Source organism: Promicromonospora sp. Marseille-Q5078, assembly GCF_050315395.1.
GTDB lineage: Bacteria > Actinomycetota > Actinomycetes > Actinomycetales > Cellulomonadaceae > Isoptericola.
On record NZ_JBNPQG010000001.1, the window covers coordinates 2,285,818 to 2,310,453 of the forward strand.

Annotated in this window: 25 protein-coding genes and 1 pseudogene; 17 read left to right on the forward strand and 9 right to left on the reverse strand. The window is 72.6% G+C overall.

Translation table 11 applies throughout. The features are described 5' to 3' along the window. Positions 1-30 precede the first annotated feature (30 nt). The 8 genes from ACQFYA_RS10545 (at position 31) to ACQFYA_RS10580 (ending at position 7,497) form a co-directional block, all read left to right on the forward strand. Positions 31-909, forward strand: a complete 879-nt coding sequence (locus ACQFYA_RS10545; RefSeq protein WP_499123825.1) for a fumarylacetoacetate hydrolase family protein — start codon at positions 31-33, stop codon at positions 907-909. Continuing rightward, positions 906-2,303, forward strand: a complete 1,398-nt coding sequence (locus tag ACQFYA_RS10550) for an MFS transporter (protein ID WP_499123828.1) — start codon at positions 906-908, stop codon at positions 2,301-2,303. The genes ACQFYA_RS10545 and ACQFYA_RS10550 overlap by 4 nt, the downstream gene beginning before the upstream one ends. Then, on the forward strand, positions 2,300-3,436 hold the full coding sequence (locus ACQFYA_RS10555) for a cupin domain-containing protein (RefSeq protein WP_499123830.1): 1,137 nt from the start codon (positions 2,300-2,302) through the stop codon (positions 3,434-3,436). Before ACQFYA_RS10550 ends, ACQFYA_RS10555 begins: the two co-directional genes overlap by 4 nt. Positions 3,437-3,440: 4 nt before the next feature. Further along, on the forward strand, positions 3,441-3,974 hold the full coding sequence (locus tag ACQFYA_RS10560; RefSeq protein WP_499123832.1) for a maleylpyruvate isomerase N-terminal domain-containing protein: 534 nt from the start codon (positions 3,441-3,443) through the stop codon (positions 3,972-3,974). Between the two features lie 13 nt (positions 3,975-3,987). Further along, on the forward strand, positions 3,988-4,125 hold the full coding sequence (locus ACQFYA_RS10565; RefSeq protein ID WP_499123835.1) for a hypothetical protein: 138 nt from the start codon (positions 3,988-3,990) through the stop codon (positions 4,123-4,125). 202 nt (positions 4,126-4,327) lie between these two features. Further along, positions 4,328-5,632 carry an ABC transporter substrate-binding protein gene (locus ACQFYA_RS10570; RefSeq protein WP_499123837.1) on the forward strand — a complete coding sequence of 435 codons (1,305 nt, stop codon included), beginning with the start codon at positions 4,328-4,330 and terminating at the stop codon, positions 5,630-5,632. A gap of 69 nt (positions 5,633-5,701) precedes the next feature. Next, positions 5,702-6,586 (forward strand): carbohydrate ABC transporter permease, encoded by an 885-nt coding sequence (locus ACQFYA_RS10575; RefSeq protein WP_499123840.1) that lies wholly within the window; start codon positions 5,702-5,704, stop codon positions 6,584-6,586. A gap of 110 nt (positions 6,587-6,696) precedes the next feature. After that, the gene (locus ACQFYA_RS10580; RefSeq protein ID WP_499123841.1) at positions 6,697-7,497 is read left to right on the forward strand and encodes a carbohydrate ABC transporter permease; all 801 of its coding nucleotides are present in this window, start codon (positions 6,697-6,699) and stop codon (positions 7,495-7,497) included. Between the two features lie 120 nt (positions 7,498-7,617). Here the strand turns inward: ACQFYA_RS10580 and ACQFYA_RS10585 are convergent, their stop codons facing one another. The 4 genes from ACQFYA_RS10585 to ACQFYA_RS10600 all read right to left on the reverse strand — a co-directional run bounded on the left by ACQFYA_RS10585 (position 7,618) and on the right by ACQFYA_RS10600 (position 10,641). Next, entirely contained in the window at positions 7,618-8,622 is a 1,005-nt protein-coding gene (locus ACQFYA_RS10585) for a sugar phosphate isomerase/epimerase family protein (protein WP_499123844.1), read from the reverse strand. A 222-nt stretch (positions 8,623-8,844) separates the two neighbouring features. Further along, on the reverse strand, positions 8,845-9,009 hold the full coding sequence (locus ACQFYA_RS10590; RefSeq protein WP_499127497.1) for a DALR anticodon-binding domain-containing protein: 165 nt from the start codon (positions 9,007-9,009) through the stop codon (positions 8,845-8,847). Between the two features lie 33 nt (positions 9,010-9,042). Next, positions 9,043-9,681 (reverse strand): dihydrofolate reductase family protein, encoded by a 639-nt coding sequence (locus ACQFYA_RS10595; RefSeq protein WP_499123846.1) that lies wholly within the window; start codon positions 9,679-9,681, stop codon positions 9,043-9,045. 72 nt (positions 9,682-9,753) lie between these two features. Further along, positions 9,754-10,641, reverse strand: coding sequence for a glycoside hydrolase family 43 protein (locus tag ACQFYA_RS10600; protein ID WP_499123848.1), 888 nt, complete (start codon positions 10,639-10,641; stop codon positions 9,754-9,756). A 381-nt stretch (positions 10,642-11,022) separates the two neighbouring features. On the opposite strand from ACQFYA_RS10600, the gene ACQFYA_RS10605 reads away from it, so the two are divergent. Both ACQFYA_RS10605 and ACQFYA_RS10610 read left to right on the forward strand, forming a co-directional pair. Beyond that, a complete protein-coding gene (locus tag ACQFYA_RS10605; RefSeq protein ID WP_499123851.1) occupies positions 11,023-11,823 on the forward strand; it encodes a sugar phosphate isomerase/epimerase family protein in 801 nt (266 codons plus the stop codon). Further along, the gene (locus ACQFYA_RS10610) at positions 11,820-12,917 is read left to right on the forward strand and encodes a Gfo/Idh/MocA family protein (protein WP_499123853.1); all 1,098 of its coding nucleotides are present in this window, start codon (positions 11,820-11,822) and stop codon (positions 12,915-12,917) included. Before ACQFYA_RS10605 ends, ACQFYA_RS10610 begins: the two co-directional genes overlap by 4 nt. A 102-nt stretch (positions 12,918-13,019) precedes the next feature. On the opposite strand, the gene ACQFYA_RS10615 is transcribed toward ACQFYA_RS10610, so the two are convergent. Together ACQFYA_RS10615 and ACQFYA_RS10620 are read right to left on the reverse strand one after the other, a co-directional pair. Further along, positions 13,020-13,655 (reverse strand): TetR/AcrR family transcriptional regulator, encoded by a 636-nt coding sequence (locus tag ACQFYA_RS10615; protein ID WP_499123855.1) that lies wholly within the window; start codon positions 13,653-13,655, stop codon positions 13,020-13,022. A 111-nt stretch (positions 13,656-13,766) separates the two neighbouring features. Next, positions 13,767-15,647: a hypothetical protein gene (locus ACQFYA_RS10620; RefSeq protein ID WP_499123857.1), complete on the reverse strand. Its 1,881-nt coding sequence runs from the start codon at positions 15,645-15,647 to the stop codon at positions 13,767-13,769. Between the two features lie 80 nt (positions 15,648-15,727). Here ACQFYA_RS10620 and ACQFYA_RS10625 point away from each other — a divergent pair, with 80 nt between their 5' ends. The 6 genes from ACQFYA_RS10625 to ACQFYA_RS10650 all read left to right on the forward strand — a co-directional run bounded on the left by ACQFYA_RS10625 (position 15,728) and on the right by ACQFYA_RS10650 (position 21,260). Further along, entirely contained in the window at positions 15,728-17,203 is a 1,476-nt protein-coding gene (locus ACQFYA_RS10625; RefSeq protein ID WP_499123859.1) for an MFS transporter, read from the forward strand. Between the two features lie 67 nt (positions 17,204-17,270). Then, complete coding sequence (locus tag ACQFYA_RS10630) at positions 17,271-19,001, forward strand: FAD-dependent oxidoreductase (RefSeq protein ID WP_499123861.1); 1,731 nt, start codon at positions 17,271-17,273, stop codon at positions 18,999-19,001. A 35-nt stretch (positions 19,002-19,036) separates the two neighbouring features. Continuing rightward, positions 19,037-19,312 carry a metal-sensitive transcriptional regulator gene (locus ACQFYA_RS10635; protein WP_499123864.1) on the forward strand — a complete coding sequence of 92 codons (276 nt, stop codon included), beginning with the start codon at positions 19,037-19,039 and terminating at the stop codon, positions 19,310-19,312. Between the two features lie 50 nt (positions 19,313-19,362). Then, the gene (locus ACQFYA_RS10640; protein WP_499123867.1) at positions 19,363-19,545 is read left to right on the forward strand and encodes a DUF8730 family Cys-rich protein; all 183 of its coding nucleotides are present in this window, start codon (positions 19,363-19,365) and stop codon (positions 19,543-19,545) included. A 108-nt stretch (positions 19,546-19,653) separates the two neighbouring features. Continuing rightward, a complete protein-coding gene (locus tag ACQFYA_RS10645; RefSeq protein ID WP_499123868.1) occupies positions 19,654-20,067 on the forward strand; it encodes a YciI family protein in 414 nt (137 codons plus the stop codon). After that, a complete protein-coding gene (locus ACQFYA_RS10650) occupies positions 20,064-21,260 on the forward strand; it encodes an RNA polymerase sigma factor (RefSeq protein WP_499123870.1) in 1,197 nt (398 codons plus the stop codon). Before ACQFYA_RS10645 ends, ACQFYA_RS10650 begins: the two co-directional genes overlap by 4 nt. Before the next feature lie 78 nt (positions 21,261-21,338). Here ACQFYA_RS10650 and ACQFYA_RS10655 read toward each other — a convergent pair. Next, positions 21,339-21,668, reverse strand: a pseudogene (locus tag ACQFYA_RS10655) (ScoMcrA-related endonuclease); the annotation flags it as partial. A gap of 211 nt (positions 21,669-21,879) precedes the next feature. Then, complete coding sequence (locus ACQFYA_RS10660; RefSeq protein ID WP_499123873.1) at positions 21,880-22,107, reverse strand: DUF1731 domain-containing protein; 228 nt, start codon at positions 22,105-22,107, stop codon at positions 21,880-21,882. Between the two features lie 825 nt (positions 22,108-22,932). Here ACQFYA_RS10660 and ACQFYA_RS10665 point away from each other — a divergent pair. Then, positions 22,933-23,802 (forward strand): ABC transporter ATP-binding protein, encoded by an 870-nt coding sequence (locus tag ACQFYA_RS10665; protein WP_499123875.1) that lies wholly within the window; start codon positions 22,933-22,935, stop codon positions 23,800-23,802. Here ACQFYA_RS10665 and ACQFYA_RS10670 read toward each other — a convergent pair. Next, positions 23,726-24,574: a TIGR03560 family F420-dependent LLM class oxidoreductase gene (locus tag ACQFYA_RS10670; RefSeq protein WP_499123877.1), complete on the reverse strand. Its 849-nt coding sequence runs from the start codon at positions 24,572-24,574 to the stop codon at positions 23,726-23,728. The two genes, ACQFYA_RS10665 and ACQFYA_RS10670, sit on opposite strands and share 77 nt — an antisense overlap. Between the last annotated feature and the right edge of the window lie 62 nt (positions 24,575-24,636).

Genomic DNA, 24,636 nt, shown 5'->3' on the forward strand with positions numbered 1-24,636 from the left:
CGATCAGCACCCGATCAACGGAGATCAACCATGCGACTTGCAGTACTGGACGACCGGATCCCGGTCGTCGTGACCGACGACGAGATGTACGACGTCCTCGACGTCCTGGGGGTGCCGGCGGGAGGCTCCGGCGGCCCGTGGGCCTCCTGGCTCGACGCCGGGAACGGCCTCGACCAGCTGCGCGACCTGGACCTGGCCGGCAGCCCGCGCCATCGCCGTGACGACGCCCGACTGACGGCGCCGCTGTCGCGTCCCGGAAAGATCGTGGCGGCGCCCGTCAACTACCTCGACCACAAGGTCGAGATGTCCGAGCAGAAGACGATCGCCGAGTACGGCGTCTTCCTCAAGGCGCCCGGCTCGGTGATCGGCCCCGGCCAGGATGTCGAGCTGCCCTACACCGACCAGCGCACCGACCAGGAAGGTGAGCTGGCCGTGGTGATCGGCCGCCGCGCACGCCACGTCGCGGCCGAGGACGCGCTGGGCCATGTGTTCGCGTACACCTGCGGGCTCGACATCACGGTCCGCTCGACCGAGGACCGATCGACGCGCAAGTCGTTCGACACGTTCGCCCCGCTCGGGCCGTGGCTCGTCACTGCGGACGAGGTCGGCGACCCCGGAGACCTGGACCTGCGCTGCTCGGTCGCCGGGGAGCTGCGGCAGAGCACGAGCACCTCCGAGCTCATCTACTCCGTTCCCGAGCTGATCGCCTACGCGAGCTCGGTCATGACGCTCCAGCCCGGTGACGTGATCCTCACCGGGACGCCGGCCGGCGTCGGGCCGATCCACGACGGCGACCGGGTACGCGTCGAGATCGAGCGGATCGGCGCGCTCGAGGTCGGTGTCACCGCGACGAACGTCGTCCCCTACCGGTCGCGGCCCCAGGGTCGCGTCGGCTCGCTGGCGGGATGAGGGCGGTGGCGATGAACCTCAAGGAACGGGTCGAGTCCGCGCCCATGAGCCGGACGCAGTACGCCGTCATCTCGCTCTGCGTGGCGATGAACATGCTCGACGGGTTCGACGTGCTCGCGCTCGCCTTCAGCAGCTCCCACATCGCCGACGAGTGGCAGCTCAGCGGCGGCCAGCTCGGCGTGCTGCTCAGCAGCGCTCTCCTGGGCATGGCCGTCGGGTCCGCCTTCGTGTCGCAGGTTGCGGACGTGATCGGACGGCGTGCCACCATCCTGGCCTGCGGCGTGGTCATCGCCGTCGGCATGGGCCTGTCCGCGGCGGCCACCGGCTACGAGATGCTGCTCGTGGTCCGCGTGCTGACCGGCCTGGCGATCGGGACGCTCCAGGCCTGCCTCAACGTGCTGGTCTCGGAGTACTCCTCGGCCAAGCACCGTCCGACCGCCATCAGCTTCTACACCGCTGGTCAGCCGATCGGTGGCACGCTGGGTGGGATCCTCGCGGGCGTGCTCCTCGCGGCTCTCGGCTGGCGGTCGGTGTTCGCTGTCGGCGCCGTCGCCACGGCGGTGCTGATGATCGTCGTGTGGCGGGTCCTTCCCGAGTCGATCGACTATCTCGTCAGCAGGCGCCCGCGAGGTGCCCTGGAGCGCCTGAACCGGATCCTGACCCGGATCGGACAGCCGCCGGAGGCCGCGCTTCCGCCCGCCGAACCGGCCCGCACCGCAGCCGCCCGCTGGCGTGACGTCCTCGCCGGCCGCGCCGGCCTGGTGACGGCATCCCTCGGGATCGCCTTCTTCATGCTCATGGCCGGCTTCTACTTCGCGAACTCGTGGACCCCGCAGCTGGTGGTCCTGAACGGGTTCGCGGCGAGCGACGGCGTCCAGGCCGGCGTCATGTTCAGCGTCGGTGGCATCGTCGGCTCGCTCGGCTTCGGACCGGTGGCCTCTCGGCTCGGCGTCCGTCCCACGCTGATCGTGTGCTTCGTGCTCGCCGGTGCCGCGTTCGCGGGATACGCGACATCGATGAGTTCGCTGGTCACCGCGTTCGTCCTCGCGGCAGCCCTCGGCGCGATGACGAGCGCGGCGATGGCCGGCATGTTCTCCATCGGGCCGGTCTACTTCAGTGCCGCCGCCAGGGCGACCGGCGTCGGCCTCATCATCGGGCTCGGCCGCGTCGGCGCGATCGTCTCGCCGATCGTTGCGGGACGGCTCCTCGACACCGGGTGGGAGCCCGGCCAGCTCTACTACCTGTTCGTCATCCCCATGCTCGTCGGCGCCGCGGCGATCGCCCTGTTGAGGCGTCGCCCCGTCGTCCCCGAGCCCGCCACCCGTCCATCGGCATCAACGCCGGCCGCTGCCGTCGCGCACGCCGCACCTCAGAGCGAAGGAGGAAGCGCATGACCACCCAGAGCCAGATCGCGTCCCACGCCCAGCCCGGAGACCCCGGGCAGCCCGAGCCGAGCCCGGAGCTCGACCGCTTGTACGCCGACTTCGCACGCAACAGCATGGCGCCCTTGTGGACGCAGACCAACGACCTGATGCCGCTGTCGCCGAAGCCCTCGGCGGTCCCGTTCGTGTGGCAGTGGGCCGAGCTCCTCGACATCGCCCGCCGCGCGGGCGACCTCGTCCCGGTCGGCCGCGGTGGCGAGCGACGTGCGATCGGGCTGGCGAACCCCGGACTCGCCCCGACGGCCTATGCCACCCCGACCCTCTGGTGCGCCATCCAGTGGCTCGGACCCTTCGAGACGGCCCCGGAGCACCGGCACGCGCAGAACGCGTTCCGGTTCGTCGTCGAGGGCGAGGGGGTGTGGACGGTGGTCAACGGCGACCCGGTGCGCATGAGCCGGGGCGACCTGCTTCTCACCCCTGGCTGGAACTTCCACGGGCATCACAACGACACCGACAAGCCGATGGCCTGGATCGACGGCCTCGACGTGCCGTTCGTGCACGACGTCGACCTCGGCTTCTTCGAGTTCGGCTCCGAGCGGGTCACGGACGAGGCCTCACCGCGCATCTCGAGATCCGAGCGGCTGTGGGCACACCCCGGCCTCACGCCGCTGTCCGCCCAGGACCCGCAGGTGTCCACGCCGATCGGTGCCTACCGCTGGGAGCACACCGACGCCGCCCTGCGGGAGCAGCTCGCGCTGGAGGACGAGGGCCATCCGGCGACCGTGGAACAGGGGCACGCGGCCATCAAGTACACGAACCCCACCAACGGGGGAGACGTGCTGCCGACGATGCGGTGCGAGTTCCATCGGCTCCGCGCCGGTGCCCGCACGGCGATCCGGCGCGAGGTCGGGTCCTCGGTCTGGCAGGTGTTCGAGGGTGGCGGAACCGTGGTGCTCGACGGCGAGCGTCGGGACCTGGTGAAGGGCGACCTGTTCGTGCTGCCGTCGTGGACGGCGTGGTCGCTGGAGGCGGAGAGCGAGTTCGACCTCTTCCGGTTCTCGGACGCGCCGATCGTCGAGCGACTCCACTTCCAGCGCGCCTACCTTCCGGAATCGGGACGACTCGTCCCTGGAAGCCGCGGGTGACCTGATGGTCGCGAGGACCGATCTGGTCACCGATCCTCAGATTCTCGAGGATCTGCTCCTGGCGCGTCGGGGCACGGCCTTCTTCTCACGCACATTGCGGGAGCTCAGAGACGCCGAGCTTTCAGGAGCCTCTCGTGTCCCCGGCTGGAGCAGAGCCCACGTCGTGGCACACGTGGGCTATCACGCGCGTGCGCTCGCACGGATCGTCGAGGGCGTGCGCACGGGGCGATCGCTCCCCATGGATGACTCCGATCAAGAGCGGGACGAGGAGGTCGAGCTCGGATCGACGCTGCCCGGCGTGGCGCTGCGGAACCTGCACTCCCACGCCGCCGTGCACCTCAACGTCGAGTGGCGGGACCTCGAGGCGGAACGGTGGTCCCACCTGATCGCGCTGGACGGCGGACATGTCGTCCCCGTGAGCGAGACTCCCCGGCTGCGGGCTCGAGAGGTCTGGCTCGGAGCTGTCGATCTCGGTGCGGGCGCCAGCATGGACGACCTCCCCGACGGTGTGATGGATCGCGCCGCCGCCGTCTCCTGACGAGCGGCAGAGGTTGTCGACCCGTGCTCGCACGCACGACGAGGGACGGTTCGAGCACCAGCGAGCGGTGACGGTGCTCGGGCCGTCCCTGTGCTTCGTCGAGCACGAGCTCGGCGCCTGCACGCCCCATGTCCGCACCCGGCTGAGCTGAGCATGACGGTGCGCGCGTTCCAGGCAGCATTGGTCGTCCTGATCCGCTCCATCCGCGCGATGAATAGCTGCACGTCCCGTGGTGCGTAGCCAAACCGTGACATCCGAACGTTTCAGAATTCCTTGCCCCGTGGTGCGAACGCCCTCTAGCCTCACCGCTTGAAGCGCTTCAAAGGCGGCGCGACGACTTCAAGGAGGAAGTGATGATCACTGCGACACAGCGGCGAGCGACGGCTGTCGCCGCTTCGATGGCGGCCCTGGCGCTGACCTTGTCGGCATGCTCGTCGGGCAACGGGTCCGGCGACGAGGGCTCCGGCGCCACCGGCAGCTTCGACTACCTCTCGCTCGCGGAGAACACCGCGGTCAAGGACACGCTGACCGCCCTGAGCACGGACCTGTGCACCCAGCAGGAGTCGGACTCCCCGCTGAAGGTGACCACCCAGCCGCAGGCCAGCTTCGACCAGCAGCTCCAGCTCCTGGCCGGGCAGGGGGCCTTGCCCTCGGTGTTCGCCACGGGCAACTCGCCCGAGGTCATCAAGGACATCCACGAGTCCGGCCAGCTCGTCGACATCGACGCCGAGCTTGAGGCGCTCGGAAAGTCCGACGCCATCATCCCCGCGGCGCGCTCGACGATCGAGGCGCTGTACGACGGCGAGGTCTACGTCCTGCCCTCCGAGTTCAACGTCGAGGGCATCTGGTACAACAAGACGCTCTTCCAGGAGAACGGGATCCAGATCCCCGAGACCTGGGACGAGCTTGTCGCCGCGTCCGCAACCCTGGAGAAGGCCGGCGTCACGCCGATGGCGGCCGCGGGCAAGGACGGCTGGCCGCTGACCCGGCTCGTCGGCAACTACATCTACCGCGCGCTCGGTCCCGACGCCCTGGAGAAGGTTGCCGAGGGGGAGGCAAAGCTCACTGACCCGCAGTATGTCGACGCCGCGGCCCAGGTAGCCGCCCTCGGCAAGGCCGGCGCCTTCGGCACGTCGGTCGGGTCGATTGACTACACCACGGCGATGAACCAGTTCCTCACCGGCAAGGCCGGCATGTACTACATGGGCAGCTGGGCGCTGGCGAACTTCAACGACGAGTCCCAGAACACGGTCGGAGCCGAGAACATCGGCTTCGTCCCGTTCCCGAACGTTGACGGCGGAGCCGGGGACTCGTCCCAGCTCGCTGCGAACATCGGCGTCCCGCTGGCCATGTCGAAGGATCGCTTCGACGACGGCGCGAAGGACTGGCTCGGATGCATCGCCGACGGGTTCGGTCCTCAGTCCCTGACCGGCCAGGGCGTGGTCACCGGGTTCAAGGCGGAGACCGACGCCGACGTCCCGCCCCTGACGACGACGGTTCTCGACCAGATCGACAAGGCCGACACGACAGTCCTGTGGTTCGAGGCCCTCTTCAACCCGAAGGCCACCACGACCGCTACCTCGAACGCCCAGCTCCTGGTCACCGGGCAGATGAGCCCTGAGGACTACATGGCCGCAGTCCAGGCCGACCTCGGCTGACCTCATCCACACGTGGGGGGTGCCTGCGGCGCGGGCACCCCCCGCAGCGTCGAAAGTAGAGAGAGTCCCATGCGACACGTCCTTGGCGACCGGCGCGCGATCGCGTTGCTGCTCGGCCCAGCGCTCCTGGTCTACACGCTCGTGATGCTCGTCCCGGTGGTGTGGTCCCTTGGCTACACGTTCTACGAGGGCAACGCGATCACCGGGTTCGAGCCCGTGGGGCTGGACAACTTCGCCCGGCTCGTCGACGACCCGAGCGTGCGCGAAGCCCTGTGGTTCACGGTGCGTTTTGCCGTCGTGCTGACCGTCGTGCAGGTGGTCGTCGGCTACCTGCTCGCCCTGCTGTACGTCTTCATCCTGCGCCGGGCCTCCGGCATCGTGCGCACCCTGGTCTTCTTCCCCGTGGTCCTGCCGACCGTCGCCGTCGCGCTGATGTTCCAGCAGCTGTTCGAGTCCGCGCCGCGGACCGGCCCCGTGAACGCGCTGCTCGAGGCAGTCGGGATCGGCGGTGTGGACTGGTTCGCCTCCGGCAGCACCGCGTTCTGGGTGATCATCGCCATGGAGACATGGCGGTCGATGGGCTTCTACGCCGTCCTGCTCTACGCGGGGCTGGTCGACATCCCCGAGGAGACCTTGGAGTCTGCCCGTCTCGACGGAGCTTCCGGCCCGCGGCTGGTGCGCCACATCGTCCTGCCCCTGTCGCTCCCGGTGCTGTTGTCGTCCGTGATCTTCTCCATCAACGGCACGCTCAAGGTCTTCGACTCCGTGCTGGCCCTCACCAACGGCGGCCCCGGCAACCAGACGACCCCGCTGACGCTGTACATGTACCAGACCTCGTTCAGCTACGGGGAGTACGGGTTCGGCAGCTCAATCGCGCTCCTGCTCACAGCGCTCTGCCTCATGGTGACCCTCTTCATCTTCCGTTCGAGCCGCCGCGACCTGACGAAGGCCTGACCATGTCCCAGACACTGATTTCTCCTGCCCCTGGCGTGACGCCCACCGCAACTCGCCCGATTCGGCGCAGGCGTCCTGCCCGCGCCGTATGGCGGTCGATCTGGACCGGGGTGATCGTCGCCGTGGTCCTGGTGATCGTGGTCTACCCCCTGATCTGGCTCGTCCTCGGCTCGCTCAAGACCCAGTCGGAGTTCCTCAACAACCCGACGTTCTCCCTGCCGGAGAACTGGACCAATGTCGACAACTACATCACCGCCGTGACCGACGGGAACCTCGGCACCTACGCGCGCAACAGCGTCCTGGCAGTGGTCCCGTCCCTCGCCCTGACGATCCTGTTCGGCGTGGCGGCGGGGTTCGCCCTCGAGGTCATGGTCTGGAAGGGTCGCGCCACCACTCTGCTGCTCTTCCTCGCGGGCATCATGGTGCCCGGACAGATGATCCTGTTGCCGCTGTTCACCATGTACTTCGAGGTGGGGTTGACCGGCTCGCTGTGGCCGCTGATCATCACCTACACCGCCATCGGCCTGCCGCTGACAGTCTTCATGATGGCCACCTTCTTCCGCGGTGTGCCCCGGGAGATCTTCGAGGCAGCGACGCTCGACGGGGCGAACGTCTTCCGGATGTTCTTCTCCCTGGGCCTGCCCCTGGTGCGCAACGCGATCTTCACCGTCGCGCTGGTGCAGTTCTTCTTCATCTGGAACGACCTGCTCATCGCGCTCACGTTCACCAACCGCGACGAGCTGCGGACGATCCAGGTCGGCCTGCTGAACTTCCGCGGCCAGTTCGGACAGGTCGACTACGGGCCCACGTTCGCGGCGATCTGCCTCAACGTGTTCGCGACCCTCGCGATCTACCTCTTCCTCAACCAGCGGGTCATGAAGGGCCTGACAGCCGGGTCGGTGAAGGGGTGACCTCGCACGTCGGCGTCTCCGTCCGTGGCACGGTCGGGTGGAACTGAAGCCGGTCCTCGCCGGGAGAGGTCGGCCCCCGTGCATCGGGCGGAGACCGGCGAACACGAACGGTGCCGGTGGTCAGAAGCGGATCCTCCGGAGGTAGTCGTAGCCGACGTCCGCCGTCTGGAGGTACGTCACGTCCGGGGTGTCGTTCTCGACGATGTACTCCTCCACCTGGTGGGCGCGGAAGAACCGCTCGAAGTCGATGAAGCCCGTGCCGAGGTCGGCGTGGCTCGTCTCCTCGGGGCCGGTCGTGTGCCGGTCCTTGACGTGGTACTGCCGCACCTGGAGCGGCGACCTGCGGATGGTGCGGATGGCGAACCGCTGGGCGGCGTCGTTGGAGAGCCCCAGGTTCACGCCGGCGGTCACGACCCAGTAGATGTCTACCTCGAGGTGCACGTACCGGCGGTCGAGCCGCGACATCAGCACGTCCCAGGGGGTGATGCCGCCGCCGAGGTCGGTGGTGAACTCGTGGGCGTGGTTGTGATAGCCGTACGCGAGGCCGTACTGCCGTGCGACGCGGGCCTCGGTGTTCATCTGCTCGGCCCACAGCGTCCAGTCGGACAGGGACTCGGAGCTCAGGAACGGCACCACGACGTAGCGCTGGCCGAGCGTGACGGCGTTCTGGAACTTCTCGTGCATGGCCGCCCGGGACTCGGAGATGCCGTCGTGCGACGACGAGGCTCGCAGGCCGATGTCGTCGTAGAAGGCGCGGAGCTCCCTGGCGGTCCTGCCGAAGTAGCCGAGCGCCTGCTCCACCCGCGGGTAGCCCGTCCGGGCGACGGCGGTGAGCGTCTCGTCGTAGTCGCCGGGCCCCCACGGCTCCCCGAGGCCCTCGCGCACCGTCCACAGCTGGAGACTGATGCGCCCGGGCGGGACCCGGCGGCGGCCCTGGGGCGGCCACCCGTTCTGGTGCTGTCCGGCTGCCGCGGTCCCCGCGGCCGTCCCCGTCAGCGCGAGCCCGGCCGCGCCGGTGAGGGCACCCCGCAGCACCGTGCGTCGGGACGGGCCGCCGGGCGCGGGCGCGTCCCGGGTGTCGAGCGAACGGTGCAACGCTTCGTGGCCGTCGTAGCCGTAGCACATGATTCGACTCCTCTTCGTTGAGGCATCTGAAAGAAGGTGGCCGGCACGGCAGGGCACCCGTGCTGCCGTTGCTCGGCGGGCGGGGTGCGCGCTCCCGCCGCTGCGTCGCGACGAGCAGTGCTGCGCACGGTGCGCCTTGGTCGAGTCACGAGGACGAGTCGATCATGCCGCGCGCGGGTTCCGGTCGCGACCCCTCGGCGCCGGGGTCGCGACCGGTCGACGCTACATGCGCTCGGGCGCGGCGATGCCGAGCAGGTCCAGCCCCGTCGCGAGGGTGCGGCCGGTGAGGTCGCACAGCGCGACCCGGTTGGCGCGCACGGCGCCGTCGGCCTTCAGGACGGGGCAGGCGTCGTAGAACCGGGTGAACGCGGTCGCGAGGTCGTACAGGTAACGGAGCCGGCGTCGTCGTGGCGGCGTCCGTCAGCCGGTGGACCGCGCCCCGCGGTCGGGAGCGGCCATGTCGCCCGTAGCGGGCACGCCGTCGGCGAGCGCGTAGTGCAGGAACACGACGCCGACCGGGCTGGACGCGGGCGGCTCCAGGAGCGTGAGGTTCGTCGGCACCTCGCCGCCGTCGAACACCTTCTTGCCCTGGCCGAGCACGATCGGGTGCAGCCAGAGGTCGAGGCGGTCGAAGAGCTTCTCCCGCAGGAGGGTCTGCACCAGGTCGAGGCTCCCGACGACGCGGACGTGCTCGTGCCGGTCACGGACCTCGCGCACGGCCGCGGGCAGGTCCGGCCCGAGCTGGCTGGACCGGGCCCAGGAGAGGTCGGGGTTCCCGCGGGAGGCGACGTACTTCGGGAGGCGGTTGAAGAGGGCGCCGAACTCGTCGTCCTGCTGCGGCCAGTAGGCGGCGAAGATGTCGTAGGTCCGCCGCCCGAGCAGGAGTGCGTCCGTCCCCACGGCGTAGGCGGCGGCGATCTGCGCCCCCGCGACCTCGTCGAGCAGGGGTGCCTGCCAGCCGCCGAAGGTGAACCCCGCTGCCGGGTCCTCCTCCGGGCCGCCGGGCGCCTGCGCGACGAGGTCGAGGGTCGCGAAGAGCTCGAGATGGATGAGTCCCATGGTTCCTCCCGGGGAGCGGTCGCTCCGGTCGTCAGGGGAGACCGCCCGCCCGGGCCGGACTCATCGCGCGGCTCAGACCTTGGGGGCGACCGGGTTGTCCACCGCCGGCCCGTCGATGACGGGACCGTGCCCGGTGAACCTGATCCGGGACAGCCAGACGAGCCGGCCCGGGTCCTCGTTGACGTGGTCGGGCTGCCAGGCGTGGTAGACGTACCACCACTGCGGGCCGACCTTGATCGGCATGCCGTGCCCCGACCCGGCAGCCACGTCGTTGCTGGCCAGGATCGGCCCGTCGCCCTCCTTGGTCCACGGTCCGGTGATCGACGGCGCGCTCGCCCAGCACACGCCGTAGCTGTCGTTCCAGAACTCGCCGGTCGAGTAGAAGCAGTAGTAGCGACCCTGGTGGATCACCACCGAGGCGCCCTCGATCGTGTAGGTCTCGTAGGGCTGGTCCATCCCGAACAGCCGCTGCGGCTCACCGACGAGCTCGAGGCCGTCGTCGGAGAGGCGCTGCAGGTAGATGTACGACGGGAGGTCGTCGTGGTTGCCGTCGTTCTTCCACAGCAGCCAGAGCGACCCGTCGGCGTCCCGGAACGGCGAGGCGTCGATGCTCCCGCCCTCGTCCGACTGGTCGATCAGCGGCGCGGTGCGGTCGTCGACGAACGGCCCCGTCGGCGAGTCGGAGACCGCCACCGAGACCGCCTGCTGGTCGAGGTCTGCCCGCCAGGCGGTGTAGTACGACAGGTAGCGGCCGCCCACCGCGATCACCTCGGGAGCCCAGTGCCGGCCGGGCCGGCACCAGGCGGCGATCTGCGGCATGCCGTTCCCGACGGGGCTCCAGTCGACCAGGTCGGGCGAGGTCAGCACCGGCATCGCGCCGGCCACGCCGTTGGTCGCGTAGAGGTAGAACGCGCCGTCGGCGGCCAGGACGGCCGGGTCCGGGTTGTTGGTCGGCACCACGGGGTTGCGGTATCCGCGCGCCGCGGCGGCGGCGCCAGGGGCCGCGCCCAGCGCTGCGGCGGCGACCCCCAGCCCGCCGACCGCTGTCAGAACTGCGCGCCGGGTGTGGGTCTCGGTCCTCGGGGAGTGATGCAACGTTGCGTCTCCTGTTCGGTCATGGGCGGGCGTCGTCGTCCGCCGTCGGCGCGATCGAAGGTACAGCGTTGACTCAGTGGCGACCAGGGGACACGCGCCGACGCGCCGACCTGCACCGCCGGAAAGAAACCTTCCACTGTCAGGTTTCTGATGTACGCTCGCGGCACGCTTCCGGCGCTCCGCGACACACTTCTGCACAGCGGTCGACGGAAGTCCGGACCATCGACCACGCCAAAGGAGCTTCAGATGTCCACCACATCCGTGCAGCTGTACTCGCTGCGGGATGCCGTCGCCGCCGACCTCGACGCCGCCGTCGCCCGCGTCCGCGAGATCGGGTACGAGCAGGTCGAGCCGTACGCGTTCGTCGAGCGCGTCGCCGACTTCGAGCGCGCCCTCGCCGCGACCGGCCTCGCCGCGCCGTCCGGCCACGCCGCCGTCATCGACGCCCGTGACCCCGACGTCGTCTTCGACGCCGCCGCCCGCCTGGGCATCGGCATCGTCATCGACCCGTTCGTCCCGACCGAGCGCTGGCAGACCGCCGACGACGCGAAGAAGCTCGCGGAGCGCGTCAACGAGCTGACGGTCCGCGCGGCCGGCCACGGGCTGCGCTTCGGCTACCACAACCACCAGTGGGAGTTCACCAACAAGGTCGACGGCCGGCCGGTCTTCGAGATCTTCGCCGAGCACCTGGCCCCCGAGGCCGTGCTCGAGGTGGACACCTTCTGGGCGACCGTCGGCGGCGCCGACGCGCCGGCCGTGCTCAAGACGCTCGGGGACCAGGTCGTCGCGATCCACGTCAAGGACGGCGACGTGTCGGGCGACATCGCCACCGTGCTGCCGTCCAGCGAGAGCGCGCTCGACGTGCCTCCCGCCCTCAAGGCGGCGTACGAGAACCAGAAGCCCGCCGGGCAGGGCGACGTCGACGTGGCGGCGATCCTCGCCGCGGCGCCGCAGGCCATCCGCGTGGTCGAGTTCGACTCCTACGCCGGCGACGTCTTCGAGGGCATCGCCGAGTCCCTCGCCTGGCTGAAGGAGAACGACCGGTGAGCCGCGTGGGCGTCGGCATCATCGGGGCCGGGAACATCTCGACCCAGTACCTCGAGAACCTCACGACGTTCGCTGACGTCGAGGTGCTCATGGTCGCCGACGTGCGCCTCGACCGGGCCCAGGCCCAGGCCGAGGCGTACGGGGTGGCGTCGGCGGGGACTGTCGACGAGCTCCTCGCGCGCGACGACATCGAGATCGTCCTCAACCTGACGATCCCCGCCGTCCACGCCGAGGTCGGGCACCAGATCGTCGCGGCCGGCAAGCACGTGTGGAGCGAGAAGCCGATCGCGACCGACCACGCGTCGGCCGCCGAGCTGCTGGCCGCGGCCGAGGCGAAGGGCCTGCGCGTCGCGTGCGCGCCCGACACCGTGCTCGGCGCCGGCATCCAGACGGCGCTGCGGGCGATCGCGCGCGGCGACATCGGCGAGCCGCTCTCGGCCACGACGATGTTCCACGTGCCCGGCCCCGAGGCGTGGCACCCGGACCCCGACTTCCTGTACGCGACGGGCGCGGGCCCCCTGTTCGACATGGGGCCCTACTACGTCACCACGCTCGTGCACGCGCTGGGCGCGGCGTCCCGCGTCCAGGCCGTGTCGTCGAAGTCGCTCGAGAAGCGGACCATCGCGTCCGGCCCGCGCGCCGGCGCGACGTTCCCGGTCGAGGTGCCGACCCACCACGCGGCGCTCATCGAGTTCCGCGGCGGCCAGTCGGCGCAGTCGACGTTCTCGTTCCAGCACGCCCTGCCGCGCGCGGGATTCGTCGAGATCAACGGCACGCTCGGCACGATCTCGCTCCCGGACCCGAACACCTTCGACGGCGACTCCACCCTGTGGCGGTACGGGCAGGACGAGCCCGAGACGATCCCGGCGACCGGCTCCACCCGGGGCCGCGGCACGGGCGTCGTCGAGCTGGCGCGCGCGATCCGCGCGGGTCGGCCCGAGCGCGCCTCGGGCGCCGTCGCGCTGCACGTGCTCGACGTGCTGCTCGCGGTCCGCGACGCGGCGGAGTCGCGGACGGCGGTCGACGTGGCCTCCGTCGTCGACGCGCCGCCGCCGCTGCCGGAGGACTTCGACCCGGCGGCGTCGACCCTCTGACCCCACGCGGGTCTCCTTCCAGCACGCGATCCCTCACGCCGTCGACCTCGATGGCGCGAGGGATCGCGTGCTGGAAGGCCAGGTCCGGGCTCGGGTCCCGGGTCAGTCTCCGGTGGCCCCAGGCGTCGCGGGCGGCGGGACCAGCCGCTCCAGCAGCTCCAGCACGCGCGCGCCGTCCACGGCGCCGGGGTCGAGGAGCCACTGCACCTGGATGCCGTCGGACGCCGCGATCGCGAGCGCGGCGAGGTCCTCGGCGTCGATGCCGGGGTCGATCCTGCCCGTCGCCTGGTCGGCGCGGACGCGCTCGGCGACCTCGCCGCGGACGCGGGCGAACCGCGCCCGGAAGAACTCGCGCGTGACGGGGTGGCTCTCCTGCACCGCGTCGCCGGCGAGGGTCGTGTAGAGCTGCACGAGCCCCGGGACCTCCCGGTTCAGCTCCGCGCTCGCGCGCATGCCCCCGACCGCCGACTTTCGCGGCCCGCCCGTGCCCCCGCGCTGCACCTCGTGCTCGTGGTACACCGCCACGAGCAGGTCGTCGCGGGTGGGGAAGTAGTGCCGCAGGGCGGCGTGCGAGATCCCCAGGGCGTCGGCGATCGAACGGAGCGACGACGCGTCCACGCCCTGGTCGGCGACCATCCGGATCACCTGGTCGAGGATCTGCGCGCGCCGGGCGGTGCCCTTCGCGTAGCCGCGCCGCGGAGCCGCCTCGTCGTCCTGAGCGTCGTGCGGTGGGGTCACGCGACCCAACCTATCGACATCCGGCGCGCGGGCGGCCGGCGCATGCCGAATCGACGCGCCGTCGGTACCCTCCCCTGCCGGGGAGGGTACCGACGGCACCCCGCAGGTCCCTCAGCGCAGCGCGACGGCGGTGCGGAACGGGGTGTCCTCGACCCCGGAGAGGCCCTGCAGCCGGTCGTACCGGGCCGTGCGCATCGCGACGTGGTCGTCGTCGTCGGTGCCCGCGACGCCGTCCGGGCCGACCGCGTAGAAGTGCAGCAGGTTCCCCGTGTTCATCACGCTCGTCGGGTCGTCGTGGTCGTCGGTGTGGAAGCTCCCGAGGAAGTGACCGGCTTCGTGGGCCGCCACGTTGCCGAGCGACTGCCCGACCGCCTGGACGCGGTCGCTGTCGGCCGTGAGGAACGGGTTCAGCGAGATCGGGTGGTCGCCGGCCATGAGCTCCGGCATCACGATCGCGGTCTCCTCCCGGGCGAAGTTCCCCGGGTCGACCGACTCGGACAGGCCCAGCGCGGGCATGATGCCGGCCTCCGCCACGGTGCCGCCGACGATGACCCGGCTGACGCCGGGCTCGCCGAACAGGTCGGGGTCCTCCAGGTCGTTCGTCACCCGCACCTGCGAGCCGGGGATCTCGTCGTGGAGCATCTCCCGGACGTGCCGCGTCGTCGCCTCGATGACGGCGCGCTCGTCGGAGGCCTCGAGCCCCCACCGCGGCAGGAAGTCGCGCATCGGGCTGATGTCCCGCACGCCGGGCTCCAGGGCGCCGGCCCCGAAGATGCGGTTGTCGAACGACGGGCCGCTGAAGTCGAGCAGGACGGTCTGGACCTGCTCACCCCGCACCGAGGGTGCGCGGTGCGCGCCCAGGGTGAGGGAGTAGTCGCCCGCGCCGTCGCTCACCGACACGAGGTAGAGCCCGGTGCGGTCGACGACGTGGTGCGCGGTGGCGTTGCCGCCGCGGGCCAGGGGCGAGTCGTCCGGGTAGATGAGCCCCGTGTCGGCCGACGACCGCTGCACGAGGTCCCCGTCGAGCTCGTGCACGGCGACCTGCCGGGCCGAGCCGGTGACGGTGGCCCCCAGCACGTCGCCCTGGCGCAGCGGGACGGCGTACACGTCCGTGTCGGCCGCGCCCCGTGCGTGCAGGGTGACGTCGAGCTCGTAGGGTCCCTCGGTGACGACGGCCGGGCCCGAGGACGGGTCGAACGGGTCGTCGGGGTAGTGGTTGCCCACCGCCACGTAGTAGGTGCCGCGCTCCTCGATCCGCTGGGAGAGGTGCACGGAGCCCTCGCCGGTCATGTCCTGGGTGCCGACCAGGAGGTCCCCCTCGGCGTCGTACAGCAGCGCGTTCGCCACCAGCTCGTCGTCGGGGGCGATGTCGACCGTGAGGGTCTCGCCCTTCGCTGCGTCGACGCGGTAGAAGTCGTAGTCGCCGGTCGCCGTGCCTTCCGAGCCGTGGGGCCCGTCGCCGACGACGCCGGTGGTCGAGACGCCGCGGCGGTCCGCGCCGAGGCCGAGGTCGCGCGCCAGCGGGATGGCGCCGTCGTCCTCCTCGTTCGGGGCGACGGCCTGCGTGCTGACGGGCTCGGTGTCCAGGTCGCCGTCCACCTGCAGCTCCCAGCCGCCGATCGACCGCGGCGCGGGGAGGCGCTGGGCGCCGTCGCCCTTCTCGACGCCGTCGCCCGCGTCCTTCTCCTGGACGCGGGGGACGTCGTCGGCGGCGCGGAGGCCCGGTGCGTCCTTGCTCGGGGCGTCGTGCTGCATCCGCTCGCGCATCGCCGCGCCGTCGATGCCGCCGGTCGCGTCGGGGTGGCCGTCGTCGGACGGGCCGGCGACCTGCGTGGCAGGCGGCGCGAGGCCCGAGGCCGTACGGGTCTCCGTGGCGCTCGCCGCGGTGGCGGCCAGCGCGAGGGGTGCGGCGAGCGCCGCGGCGCTCGCCAGGTACGCCGCCCGGCGCGGGGTCGGGGTGGGGGACTCCGGTCTGTTCCTGTGATCAACCATGTGATCGAACGTACAAGCGCCGCGCGCGGAGCGCAGGGGCTCGCGCTGCGCTCCGCGCGGGTCGGGCGTACAACCGGAGGATGGCTTCGACGGGGAGCGACGCGACGACGCTGCGCACGATCACGACCGACGTCCCGGCCCGGCTGGACCGCCTGCCGTGGGCGCGCTGGCACTGGGTGATCGTCATCGGCCTGGGCACGGTGTGGATCCTCGACGGCCTCGAGGTGACGATCGTCGGCAACCTGTCCGACGCTCTCAAGGGCGAGACCGGCCTCGGCCTGACCAGCGCGGACATCGGCCTGGCGGGCGCCGTCTACGTGACGGGATCGTGCCTCGGGGCGCTGGTCTTCGGCCAGCTCACGGACCGGTTCGGTCGCAAGAGGCTGTTCATCATCACGCTGCTGGTGTACCTCACGGGGACGGTGCTGACGGCGTTCTCGATGAACCCGCTGTACTACTTCGCGATGCGGTTCGTCACCGGCCTCGGGATCGGCGGCGAGTACGCGGCCGTGAACTCCGCCATCGACGAGCTCATCCCGGCGAGGTATCGCGGCCGGATCGACATCGCGATCAACGGCTCGTACTGGGTCGGGGCGGCCGGCGGCGCGCTGCTGACCATCCCGCTGCTCAACCCCGAGCTGATCCCCGCGTGGCTGGGCTGGCGGCTCTGCTTCGCGCTCGGCGCCGTCCTGGGCCTGTGCGTGCTGTTCGTCCGGCGCAACGTGCCCGAGAGCCCCCGGTGGCTGTTCATCCACGGCCGGGAGAAGGACAGCGAGCGGATCGTGGCCGGCATCGAGGAGCGCGTGTCCGCGCAGGACGGCGTGGAGCTCCCCGAGCCCGAGGGCACCCTGACGGTGAAGCAGCGGCACACCGTGAGCCTGGCGCGGATCGCCCGGACCGTGTTCGCCGACTACCCGCGGCGCACCGTGCTGTGTCTCGCGCTGTTCGTCGGGCAGGCCTTCCTCTACAACGCGTTCTTCTTCACGTTCGGCGACACCCTGCAGACGTTCCTCGGGGTCGGCCAGACCGGCGCGTACATCGCGCTCTTCGCGGTCAGCAACTTCCTCGGGGCGCTCGCGCTCGGGCCGCTGTTCGACAAGGTCGGTCGGGTGCGGATGATCTCCGGCACGTACATCGTCTCGGGCGTGCTGCTCGCGGTCGCGGGCCTCGTGCTCGGCGGGCTCACCGCCTGGACGCTCACGTTCTTCGGGATGGCGATCTTCTTCGTCGCGTCCGCGGGCGCCAGCTCCGCGTACCTCACCGCGAGCGAGGTCTTCCCGATGGAGACGCGCGCGCTGTGCATCGCGTTCTTCTACGCGATCGGCACGGCCGTCGGCGGCATCACCGGGCCGTTGCTGTTCGGCCGGCTGATCGAGTCGGCAAGCGCGACGGGCGACATCTCCGGGATCGCCGTCGGCTACTACATCGGCGCCGCGCTCATGGTCGGCGGGGGCGTGGTGGCGATGTTCCTCGGCGTCGGCGCCGAGCGGCGGTCGCTGGAGGACGTCGCGACACCGCTGTCCGCGCAGGACGCCGAGCAGGCCGTGGAGGAATGACCGGTCGGGCCGCGCGTCGCTGACCGGCCGATGGGGCGATCAATACCCCCTGGGGTATTCTCGTCCTATGATCGACAGCCAGACCGCACCGGAAGTCGTCGCCTCGCCCGCGCGCCGGCGGATCGTCGTCGTCGGGGGAGTGGCCGGCGGCATGAGCTTCGCCGCCCGCGCCCGGCGTCTCGACGAGACCGCCGAGATCGTCGTGCTCGAGCGCGGCGCCCACGTCTCGTTCGCAAACTGCGGCCTCCCGTACCACGTGGGCGGCGAGATCCCCGACGCGGACAGGCTCCTCGTGCAGACCCCGGAGTCCTTGCGCGCGGCCCTCGCCCTCGACGTCCGCACCGGCCACGACGTGACCGCGCTGGACACCGACCGGCGCGTCGTCACCGCGACCACCGCCGACGGCGTCGTCGAGCTGCCGTACGACGCCCTCGTGCTGTCGCCGGGCGCGCGCGCCGTGCGCCCGGCGATCGACGGGCTCGACTCCCTGCGGGTGCGCACCCTGCGCACCGTCGACGACGCCCGGACGCTGCGGGCGCGCGTGCAGGCCGGGGCGCGCCGTGCCGTCGTGCTCGGGGCCGGGTTCATCGGCGTCGAGGCCGCCGAGGCGCTCGCGGCCGCAGGCCTCGCGGTGACCCTCGTCGAGCTCGGCCCGCACGTGCTCCCGGCGCTGGAGGACGAGGTCGCGCACCCCGTCACCCAGGAGCTGCGCCGCCTCGGCGTGTCCGTGCGGTCGGGGGTCGCCGCCGGGGCCGTCGAGTCCCGGCCCGACGAGGACGTCGTCGTGCTGGACGACGGCACCCGGGTGCCGGCCGACGTCGTGGTGCTGTCCGTCGGCGTGCGACCGGACACCGAGACGTTCGAGGCCGCCGGGCTGGAGTGCGAGCGCGGCGCGATCGTCGTCGACGAGCACGGCCGCACCTCCGCCCCCGGCGTGTGGGCGGTCGGCGACGCGGTGGTGCAGACTGACGCCGTCACGGGCCTCCGGCGTCCGGTGGCCCTGGCCGGCCCCGCCAACCGTGCGGGTCGCCTGGTCGCCGACGACGTCGTCCGGCCGGGCACCGCACGCCCCGTGCCGGCGCCGCTGGGCACGGCGATCGTGCGGGTCGGCGAGCTGACCGCGGCCACGACCGGGGCCGGCCGGTCCGCGCTGACGGCGGCCGGGCTCGCCTTCCGCACCCTGCACCTGCACCCGAACCAGCACGCCGGGTACTTCCCGGGCGCGAGCCAGGTGCACCTCGTGCTGCACGTGCGCCCGGGCGACGGGCTGGTGCTCGGCGCGCAGGCCGTCGGGCGCGACGGCGTCGACAAGCGCATCGACGTCCTCGCCACGGCGCTCCGTGCCGGGATGACCGTGGGGGACCTCGTCGACCTGGACCTCGCGTACGCCCCGCCGTACGGGCAGGCCAAGGACGCGGTGAACCTCGCCGGGATGGTCGGCTCCAACGTCCTCGACGGCACCCTGCGGCTCTGGTACGCGCAGGACGTGGACGCCGTCCTCGCGGACTCGCTGGTGCTCGACGTGCGCAGCGCGCAGGAGGTGGCGACCGGCCACCTGCCCGGCGCCCTGCTCGTGCCGCACACCGAGCTGCGCGGGCGCCTCGACGAGGTCCGGGAGGCCGCCGCCGGACGACCGGTGCGCGTCATGTGCGCGTCGGGCGTCCGGTCGGCGATCGCCCACCGGGTGCTCGCGCAGGCGGGGTTCGACTCCGCCTCGCTGTCCGGCGGCGCGCTCACCCTGCGCGCCGTGCTCGGCGACCGCGCCGAGGACCTCCTCGTGGTGCCCGTCCACGCCTGACCCTGACGACCGCTCGCCCGACCCGGAGGACTCCGATGCTCACCACCGACACCGACGCCCAGCGCCGCATTGCCAACCGCCTGCGCCGTGCCCGCGGCCAGCTGAACGCCGTCATCGAGGCCGTCGAGGAGGGCCGCTCCTGCCGCGACGTCGTCACCCAGCTCTCCGCCGTCTCGGCAGCGCTGGACCGCGCCGGCTTCGCCGTGATCTCGACCGCGATGAAGGAGTGCCTCGCCGACCCGGACGGCGGCTCCGGCGAGGACGGCCTCACCACCGAGGAGCTGGAGAAGCTCTTCCTCACGCTGGCCTGAGCGGCCCCCGGCTCGAGACACCGACCGAAACCACCGAAGGAGATTCCCACGTGTGTTACCCCGTCACCTGCACGACCTGCGGCAAGACGACCTGGAAGGGTTGCGGCCAGCACGTCGACGACGTCCGCCGCTCCGTCCCGGCGGGGCAGTGGTGCCTCGGCCATGACGACGAGCCGGCCTCGGTCGACCGTCCGGCGGGCGGCGGGTTCCTGGCGCGTCTCTTCGGTCGCTGACCTGGGCGGGCAGAACCCGCCGCGCGCCGATGTCGAGAACCCGGGGGCGGCTCCGTCCCAGGGGCGAGAGGCGGTGACAGGCACCGCCCGCGACGACAGGATGGACCCATGGCCAAGTACCTGCTGCTGAAGCACTACCGCGGTATCCCCGAGCCCGTGCCCGGCACCGACGTGCCGATGGACCGCTGGACGCCGGACGAGGTGACCGAGCACATGGCGTTCATGGGCCGGATGATCGACGACCTCAAGGAGCGCGGCGAGTTCGTCGACGCGCAGGCGCTCTCGCCGCGGGGCGCGTTCGTCCGGTACGACGGCGCCGGGAAGGCGCCCGTCACGGACGGCCCGTTCGCCGAGACGAAGGACCTCATCGCCGGGTGGATGGCGATCGACGTCGAGTCGCAGGAGCGGGCCTACGAGGCCGCGGCCCACCTCTCGTCGGCGCCGGGCCCGGGCGGCCGCGCGCTGCACGAGTGGATCGAGGTCCGCCCGTTCCTCACCGACAACAGCGAGGTCACGGGGTGAACGGGTCTCTCCGGGACGAGGCGCTGAGAGACCTGGGCCCCCAGGTCCTCGGCGTCCTCGTCCGTCGGGGGGCGGACTTCGCGAGCGCGGAGGACGCCGTCCAGGAGGCGCTCCTGGAGGCGGTGCGCCGGTGGGACGTCGCGGGCGACGACGGCACCGGCGTGCCTGCCGACCCGAAGGGGTGGCTGGTCACCGTCGCGTGGCGCAAGTTCGTGGACGCCCGGCGCTCCGCGTCCTCCCGCGCCCAGCGCGAGATCCGGGTGACCCTCGAGCCGCCGGCGGGCCCCACCGAGCAGGCCGACGACACGCTGCTGCTGCTCAGCCGCTGCTGCCACCCGGCGCTCACGCCGGCGTCGTCGGTCGCACTGACGCTGCGGGCCGTGGGCGGGCTGACGACGGCCCAGATCGCCCGGGCGTTCCTCGTGCCGGAGGCGACCATGGCGCAGCGCATCTCGCGCGCCAAGCGGACGGTCACGGGGGAGCGGTTCGAGCAGCCGGGGGACGTGCACGCCGTGCTGCGCGTGCTCTACCTGATCTTCAACGAGGGCTTCACCGGCAGGTCGGGCGCGGACGACGGCGTCGACCTCGCGGCGGAGGGGGTCCGCCTGGCCCGGCAGCTGGTCGCGGCGGTGCCCGACGACGCCGAGGCCGCCGGCCTCCTCGCGCTCATGCTGCTGCACCACGCCCGCCGCGACGCCCGGACGTCGCCGACGGGGGAGCCGGTGCCGCTCGACCGGCAGGACCGGTCCCGCTGGGACACGGCGACGGTCGCGGAGGGGGTGGCCCTGCTGCAGGGGGCGCTCGCGCGCGACCGGCTCGGGCCGTACCAGGCGCAGGCCGCGATCGCCGCGCTGCACGACGACGCCGCGACCGCGGAGGAGACCGACTGGTCCCAGATCCTCGAGTGGTACGACGAGCTGGCCCGCCTCGAGCCCCGCAACCCGGTGGTGGCCCTCAACCGCGCGGTCGCCGTCGGGCACGTCGACGGGCCGCTGGCAGGGCTGCGGCTCGTGGAGGCGCTCGACGCCGACCTGCCGCGCCGCCACGCGGCTGCCGCCTACCTGCACGAGCAGGCGGGCAACCTGGCCGACGCGGCCCGGCTGTACGCCGCCGCGGCCGACGCCGCCACCAGCACCGCGGAGCGCACCCACCTGACCAAGCAGGCCGGGCGCGTGCGGCAGGCGCAGGGCTAGCCGCGGGGCCCGCACCACCGGGGCGCAGGCCTCGCCGCCCTCGCCGGCCTGGTCAGCGGCCGGGCGGGCCGGGAGGGGTCAGCCGCACTCGTCGCAGATGCCGGTGGCGGGCAGCACGGTGTAGCAGGTGGGGCAGATCGCGACCACGGGCTCCGGCGCCGCGGGCTTGCGCACCGTGGCGCTCGCGGCCTTGCGGCGCGGGGCGGCCTTGCGGACGGCGGGGGCGGGCGTCGCCGGCGCCAGCGGCGCGATGACGTCGAACCCGTGCTTGCGCAGGATCGCGGCGTCGTCGCACTTGGCGTCCACGAGGTCCTCGGCGCGGGCCGGGCTGCCGGTCGCGAACTTGTGCGCCACCCCGAGCACCGCCTTCGAGTCGTACGCGCGGTCCTCGTGGACGAACGTGTGGCCCGGGGTCCGGGTGAAGCCGTAGACGCCGACGAAGGCGTCGGCGCCGCGGTCGTCGTACCTCGATCGCCCGGAGGAGGTGCTGGCGCGTCACGCTCGAGAAGGTAGCCACGGCCTCAGGCTAGTCGTGTCCGGGGGCGCTCCGGACCTTCGGGGGCCGACTGTGGCGAGCGCCGCACGCGCCGGGCCTCCGGAAGGCGCGCGTCGGGCGGCGTCACGGCCGCGCGAGCAGGTCGGCGAGCGCGTCGTCGAGGGTCGGGTGCCGGAAGGCGAACCCGGCGTCGGCGAGCACCCGGGACGTGGCGTGCCGGCCGGTGAGCGCGAGCGCGGGGTCCGTGCGCAGCGCGACGGCGCCCAGGCGCAGCAGGGGCGCGGGCGTCGGGAGGGCGAGCCGTCGTCCCCGGGCGCGGCGCAGCGCGGCCATGAGGTCGCGGTTGCGCACCGGGTGCGGCGCCGCGGCGACGACGGGCCGTCCGGGAGGCGCACCCCGGGCGCGAGCCCGAGCGCGGCGCGCGCGACGCGGAGCCAGTCGTCGACGTGGATCCAGCTGAACCACTGGTCGCCGGGGCCGACGGGCCCGCCGAGCCCGAGCCGGGCGAGGAGCAGGAGGCGGTCCAGGGCCGGGGTCGCGGCGTCGAGCACGATCGAGGTGCGCAGCACCACGAGGTGCCGGGCGCGCGCGCCGCGGACGGACTCCTCCCACGGCCGGGCGACGCCCGTCATCTGCGGGAGACCGTCGTCGGGCAGCGGGCTCGACTCGGTGACGCGGCGCTCGCCCGCGTCGGACCAGATCGCCGTGGTGGAGGCCTGGAGCCAGCGGGACACCGGATGCCCGAGCCGGGCGGACGCCGCGACCAGCGCGGTCGTCGCGTCGACCCGCGACCGCCGCAGCTCCTCGACGTTGCGGGGCGTCGGGCGGCAGTCCACCAGCCGGCCCGCGAGGTTGACCACGCCGACGTCGCCCTCGGTGGCGGCCAGCTCGTCGGCCCAGGGGCCGACGGTGCGGGCGTCCCAGGCGACCTCGCGGACGTCCCGCCCCGCGCCCCGCCCTGCGCCGCGCGCAGAGCAAGGTGACGTCGAGAACGTCCGCTGCTGTGCTGGCGGCCATGGTGATGATCGGCGCGGTCACGATGACGATCAAGGTGCCCGCGGAGCGGGTGAGGACCACGACCTCGTGCCCGCGCCCGACGAGGTCCGCGCACAGGGCGCGGCCGAGGGAGCCGGAACCGCCGGCGACCACGATCTTCATGCGGGGAGTCTGACAGCCGTGCCGACATCCTCCGTGGCGACGCTCGCGCACCTCTCGCACCGGTACGACGACGCGGCCGAGGACGCGCTGCACGACGTCGACCTCGAGGTGCGCGAGGGCGAGACCGTCGCCTTCGTCGGCCCGTCCGGCTCCGGCAAGTCCACCCTGCTCAACCTCGTGCTCGGGTTCGTACGGCCCACGTCCGGTCGCATCCTGCTGGACGGCGCGGACATGGCGGGCCTCGACCTGCGCACCGTGCGGCGGTCGGTGTCGGTGGTGCCGCAGGAATCGGTGCTGTTCGAGGGCACGATCCGCGAGAACGTGGCGTACGGGCTGGACGAGGACGCGGCGACCGACGACCGGGTGCGCGCCGCCCTGCGCGACGCGAACGCGCTCGAGTTCGTCGACGCCCAGCCCGACGGCTGGGACACCGTCGTGGGGCAGCGGGGCGCCCGGCTGTCCGGCGGCCAGCGCCAGCGCCTGGCGATCGCCCGGGCGCTGGTGCGCGACCCGCGCATCCTGTTCCTCGACGAGGCCACCAGCGCGCTCGACCCGGAGGCCGAGGCCACCGTCCGCGACGCCCTCGACCGGCTGATGCGCGACCGCACCACGCTGGTCGTCGCGCACCGCCTGTCCACCGTGCGCGCCGCGGACCGCATCGTCGTGCTCGAGCGCGGCCGCGTGGTGGAGGTCGGCAGCCACGACGAGCTGATGCGCCGCGGCGCCCGGTACCCGCGCTGCACGCGGCGCAGGCGGGGGCGGCGTAGTGCCCCGCGTGGTGCCCCGCGGGGTGGTCTCTGCGGCGGCCGGGTCAGGCGGCGGTGCGCAGCGCGGGGAGCGCGGCGACGACGTCGTCGAGCTCGTGCAGGGCCGCCTCGCCGGAGCTGAGCACCACCACGAACTCGGTGACGCCCACGGCCGCGTACCGCTCGACCAGCGCGGGCAGGTCCGCCACGGGATGCTCGCGCAGCCGCAGCTGGACCGTGCGCCGGATCGTCGCCGGGTCGCGGCCGACGTCCTCGCAGTGTCGCTCCAGCACGTCGCCGAGCGCCGCGAGCTGCTCGGGCGTGCTGGACGTGTCGTTCCACGCGTCGGCGTACTGCGCGACCAGCCGCAGGGTGCGGCGCGGCCCCGACCCGCCCACCCAGACCGGCGGGTGCGGGCGCTGCACGGGCTTGGGCTCGGCGACGGCGTCGACGAGCCGGTAGTGCTGCCCCTCGAACGTGGTGCGCGGCGCGGTCCGGGGCGCCGTGGGGACCTGAAGGGACCCCCCGAGCCGGTCCATGCGGGACCGCACGTTGCCGAGGTCGAGCCCGTACATGGCATGCTCGTGCTCGTTCCAGCCGGCGCCGATGCCGAGCTCGAGCCGGCCGCCCGACAGGTGGTCGACGGTCGTGGCGAGCTTGGCCAGCATCACCGGGTGGCGGTAGGTGTTGCCCGACACCATGCAGCCGAGCCGCACGCGCGTCGTGGCCACTGCCATCGCCGCCTGCATGGCCCACGCGTCGAAGATCGGGCGGGCGTCGTCCGCGCCGAGGGAGGCCAGATGATCCATCACCCACACGTGGTCGAACCCCTCCTCGTCGGCGGTGCGCCACACGTGCCGGAACGTCCCGACGGGGGCGTCCTGCGTCAGCTTGATCCCGAACCGCAGCGTCATGGGCCCATCCTGGCGGGCTGCGGCCGGTCCGGCGAGCCCCTCGCCGGGCCGGGGGCGCGCGC

Coding starts and splice junctions, on each gene's coding strand:
- ACQFYA_RS10560 (WP_499123832.1), top strand. CDS start 3,441: ATGGTCGCGAGGACCGATCTGGTCACCGATCCTCAGATTCTCGAGGAT.
- ACQFYA_RS10625 (WP_499123859.1), top strand. CDS start 15,728: ATGGCTTCGACGGGGAGCGACGCGACGACGCTGCGCACGATCACGACC.
- ACQFYA_RS10620 (WP_499123857.1), bottom strand. CDS start 15,647: ATGGTTGATCACAGGAACAGACCGGAGTCCCCCACCCCGACCCCGCGC.
- ACQFYA_RS10545 (WP_499123825.1), top strand. CDS start 31: ATGCGACTTGCAGTACTGGACGACCGGATCCCGGTCGTCGTGACCGAC.
- ACQFYA_RS10670 (WP_499123877.1), bottom strand. CDS start 24,574: ATGACGCTGCGGTTCGGGATCAAGCTGACGCAGGACGCCCCCGTCGGG.
- ACQFYA_RS10585 (WP_499123844.1), bottom strand. CDS start 8,622: ATGTGCTACGGCTACGACGGCCACGAAGCGTTGCACCGTTCGCTCGAC.
- ACQFYA_RS10635 (WP_499123864.1), top strand. CDS start 19,037: ATGCTCACCACCGACACCGACGCCCAGCGCCGCATTGCCAACCGCCTG.
- ACQFYA_RS10570 (WP_499123837.1), top strand. CDS start 4,328: ATGATCACTGCGACACAGCGGCGAGCGACGGCTGTCGCCGCTTCGATG.
- ACQFYA_RS10605 (WP_499123851.1), top strand. CDS start 11,023: ATGTCCACCACATCCGTGCAGCTGTACTCGCTGCGGGATGCCGTCGCC.
- ACQFYA_RS10595 (WP_499123846.1), bottom strand. CDS start 9,681: ATGGGACTCATCCATCTCGAGCTCTTCGCGACCCTCGACCTCGTCGCG.
- ACQFYA_RS10645 (WP_499123868.1), top strand. CDS start 19,654: ATGGCCAAGTACCTGCTGCTGAAGCACTACCGCGGTATCCCCGAGCCC.
- ACQFYA_RS10555 (WP_499123830.1), top strand. CDS start 2,300: ATGACCACCCAGAGCCAGATCGCGTCCCACGCCCAGCCCGGAGACCCC.
- ACQFYA_RS10550 (WP_499123828.1), top strand. CDS start 906: ATGAGGGCGGTGGCGATGAACCTCAAGGAACGGGTCGAGTCCGCGCCC.
- ACQFYA_RS10575 (WP_499123840.1), top strand. CDS start 5,702: ATGCGACACGTCCTTGGCGACCGGCGCGCGATCGCGTTGCTGCTCGGC.
- ACQFYA_RS10630 (WP_499123861.1), top strand. CDS start 17,271: ATGATCGACAGCCAGACCGCACCGGAAGTCGTCGCCTCGCCCGCGCGC.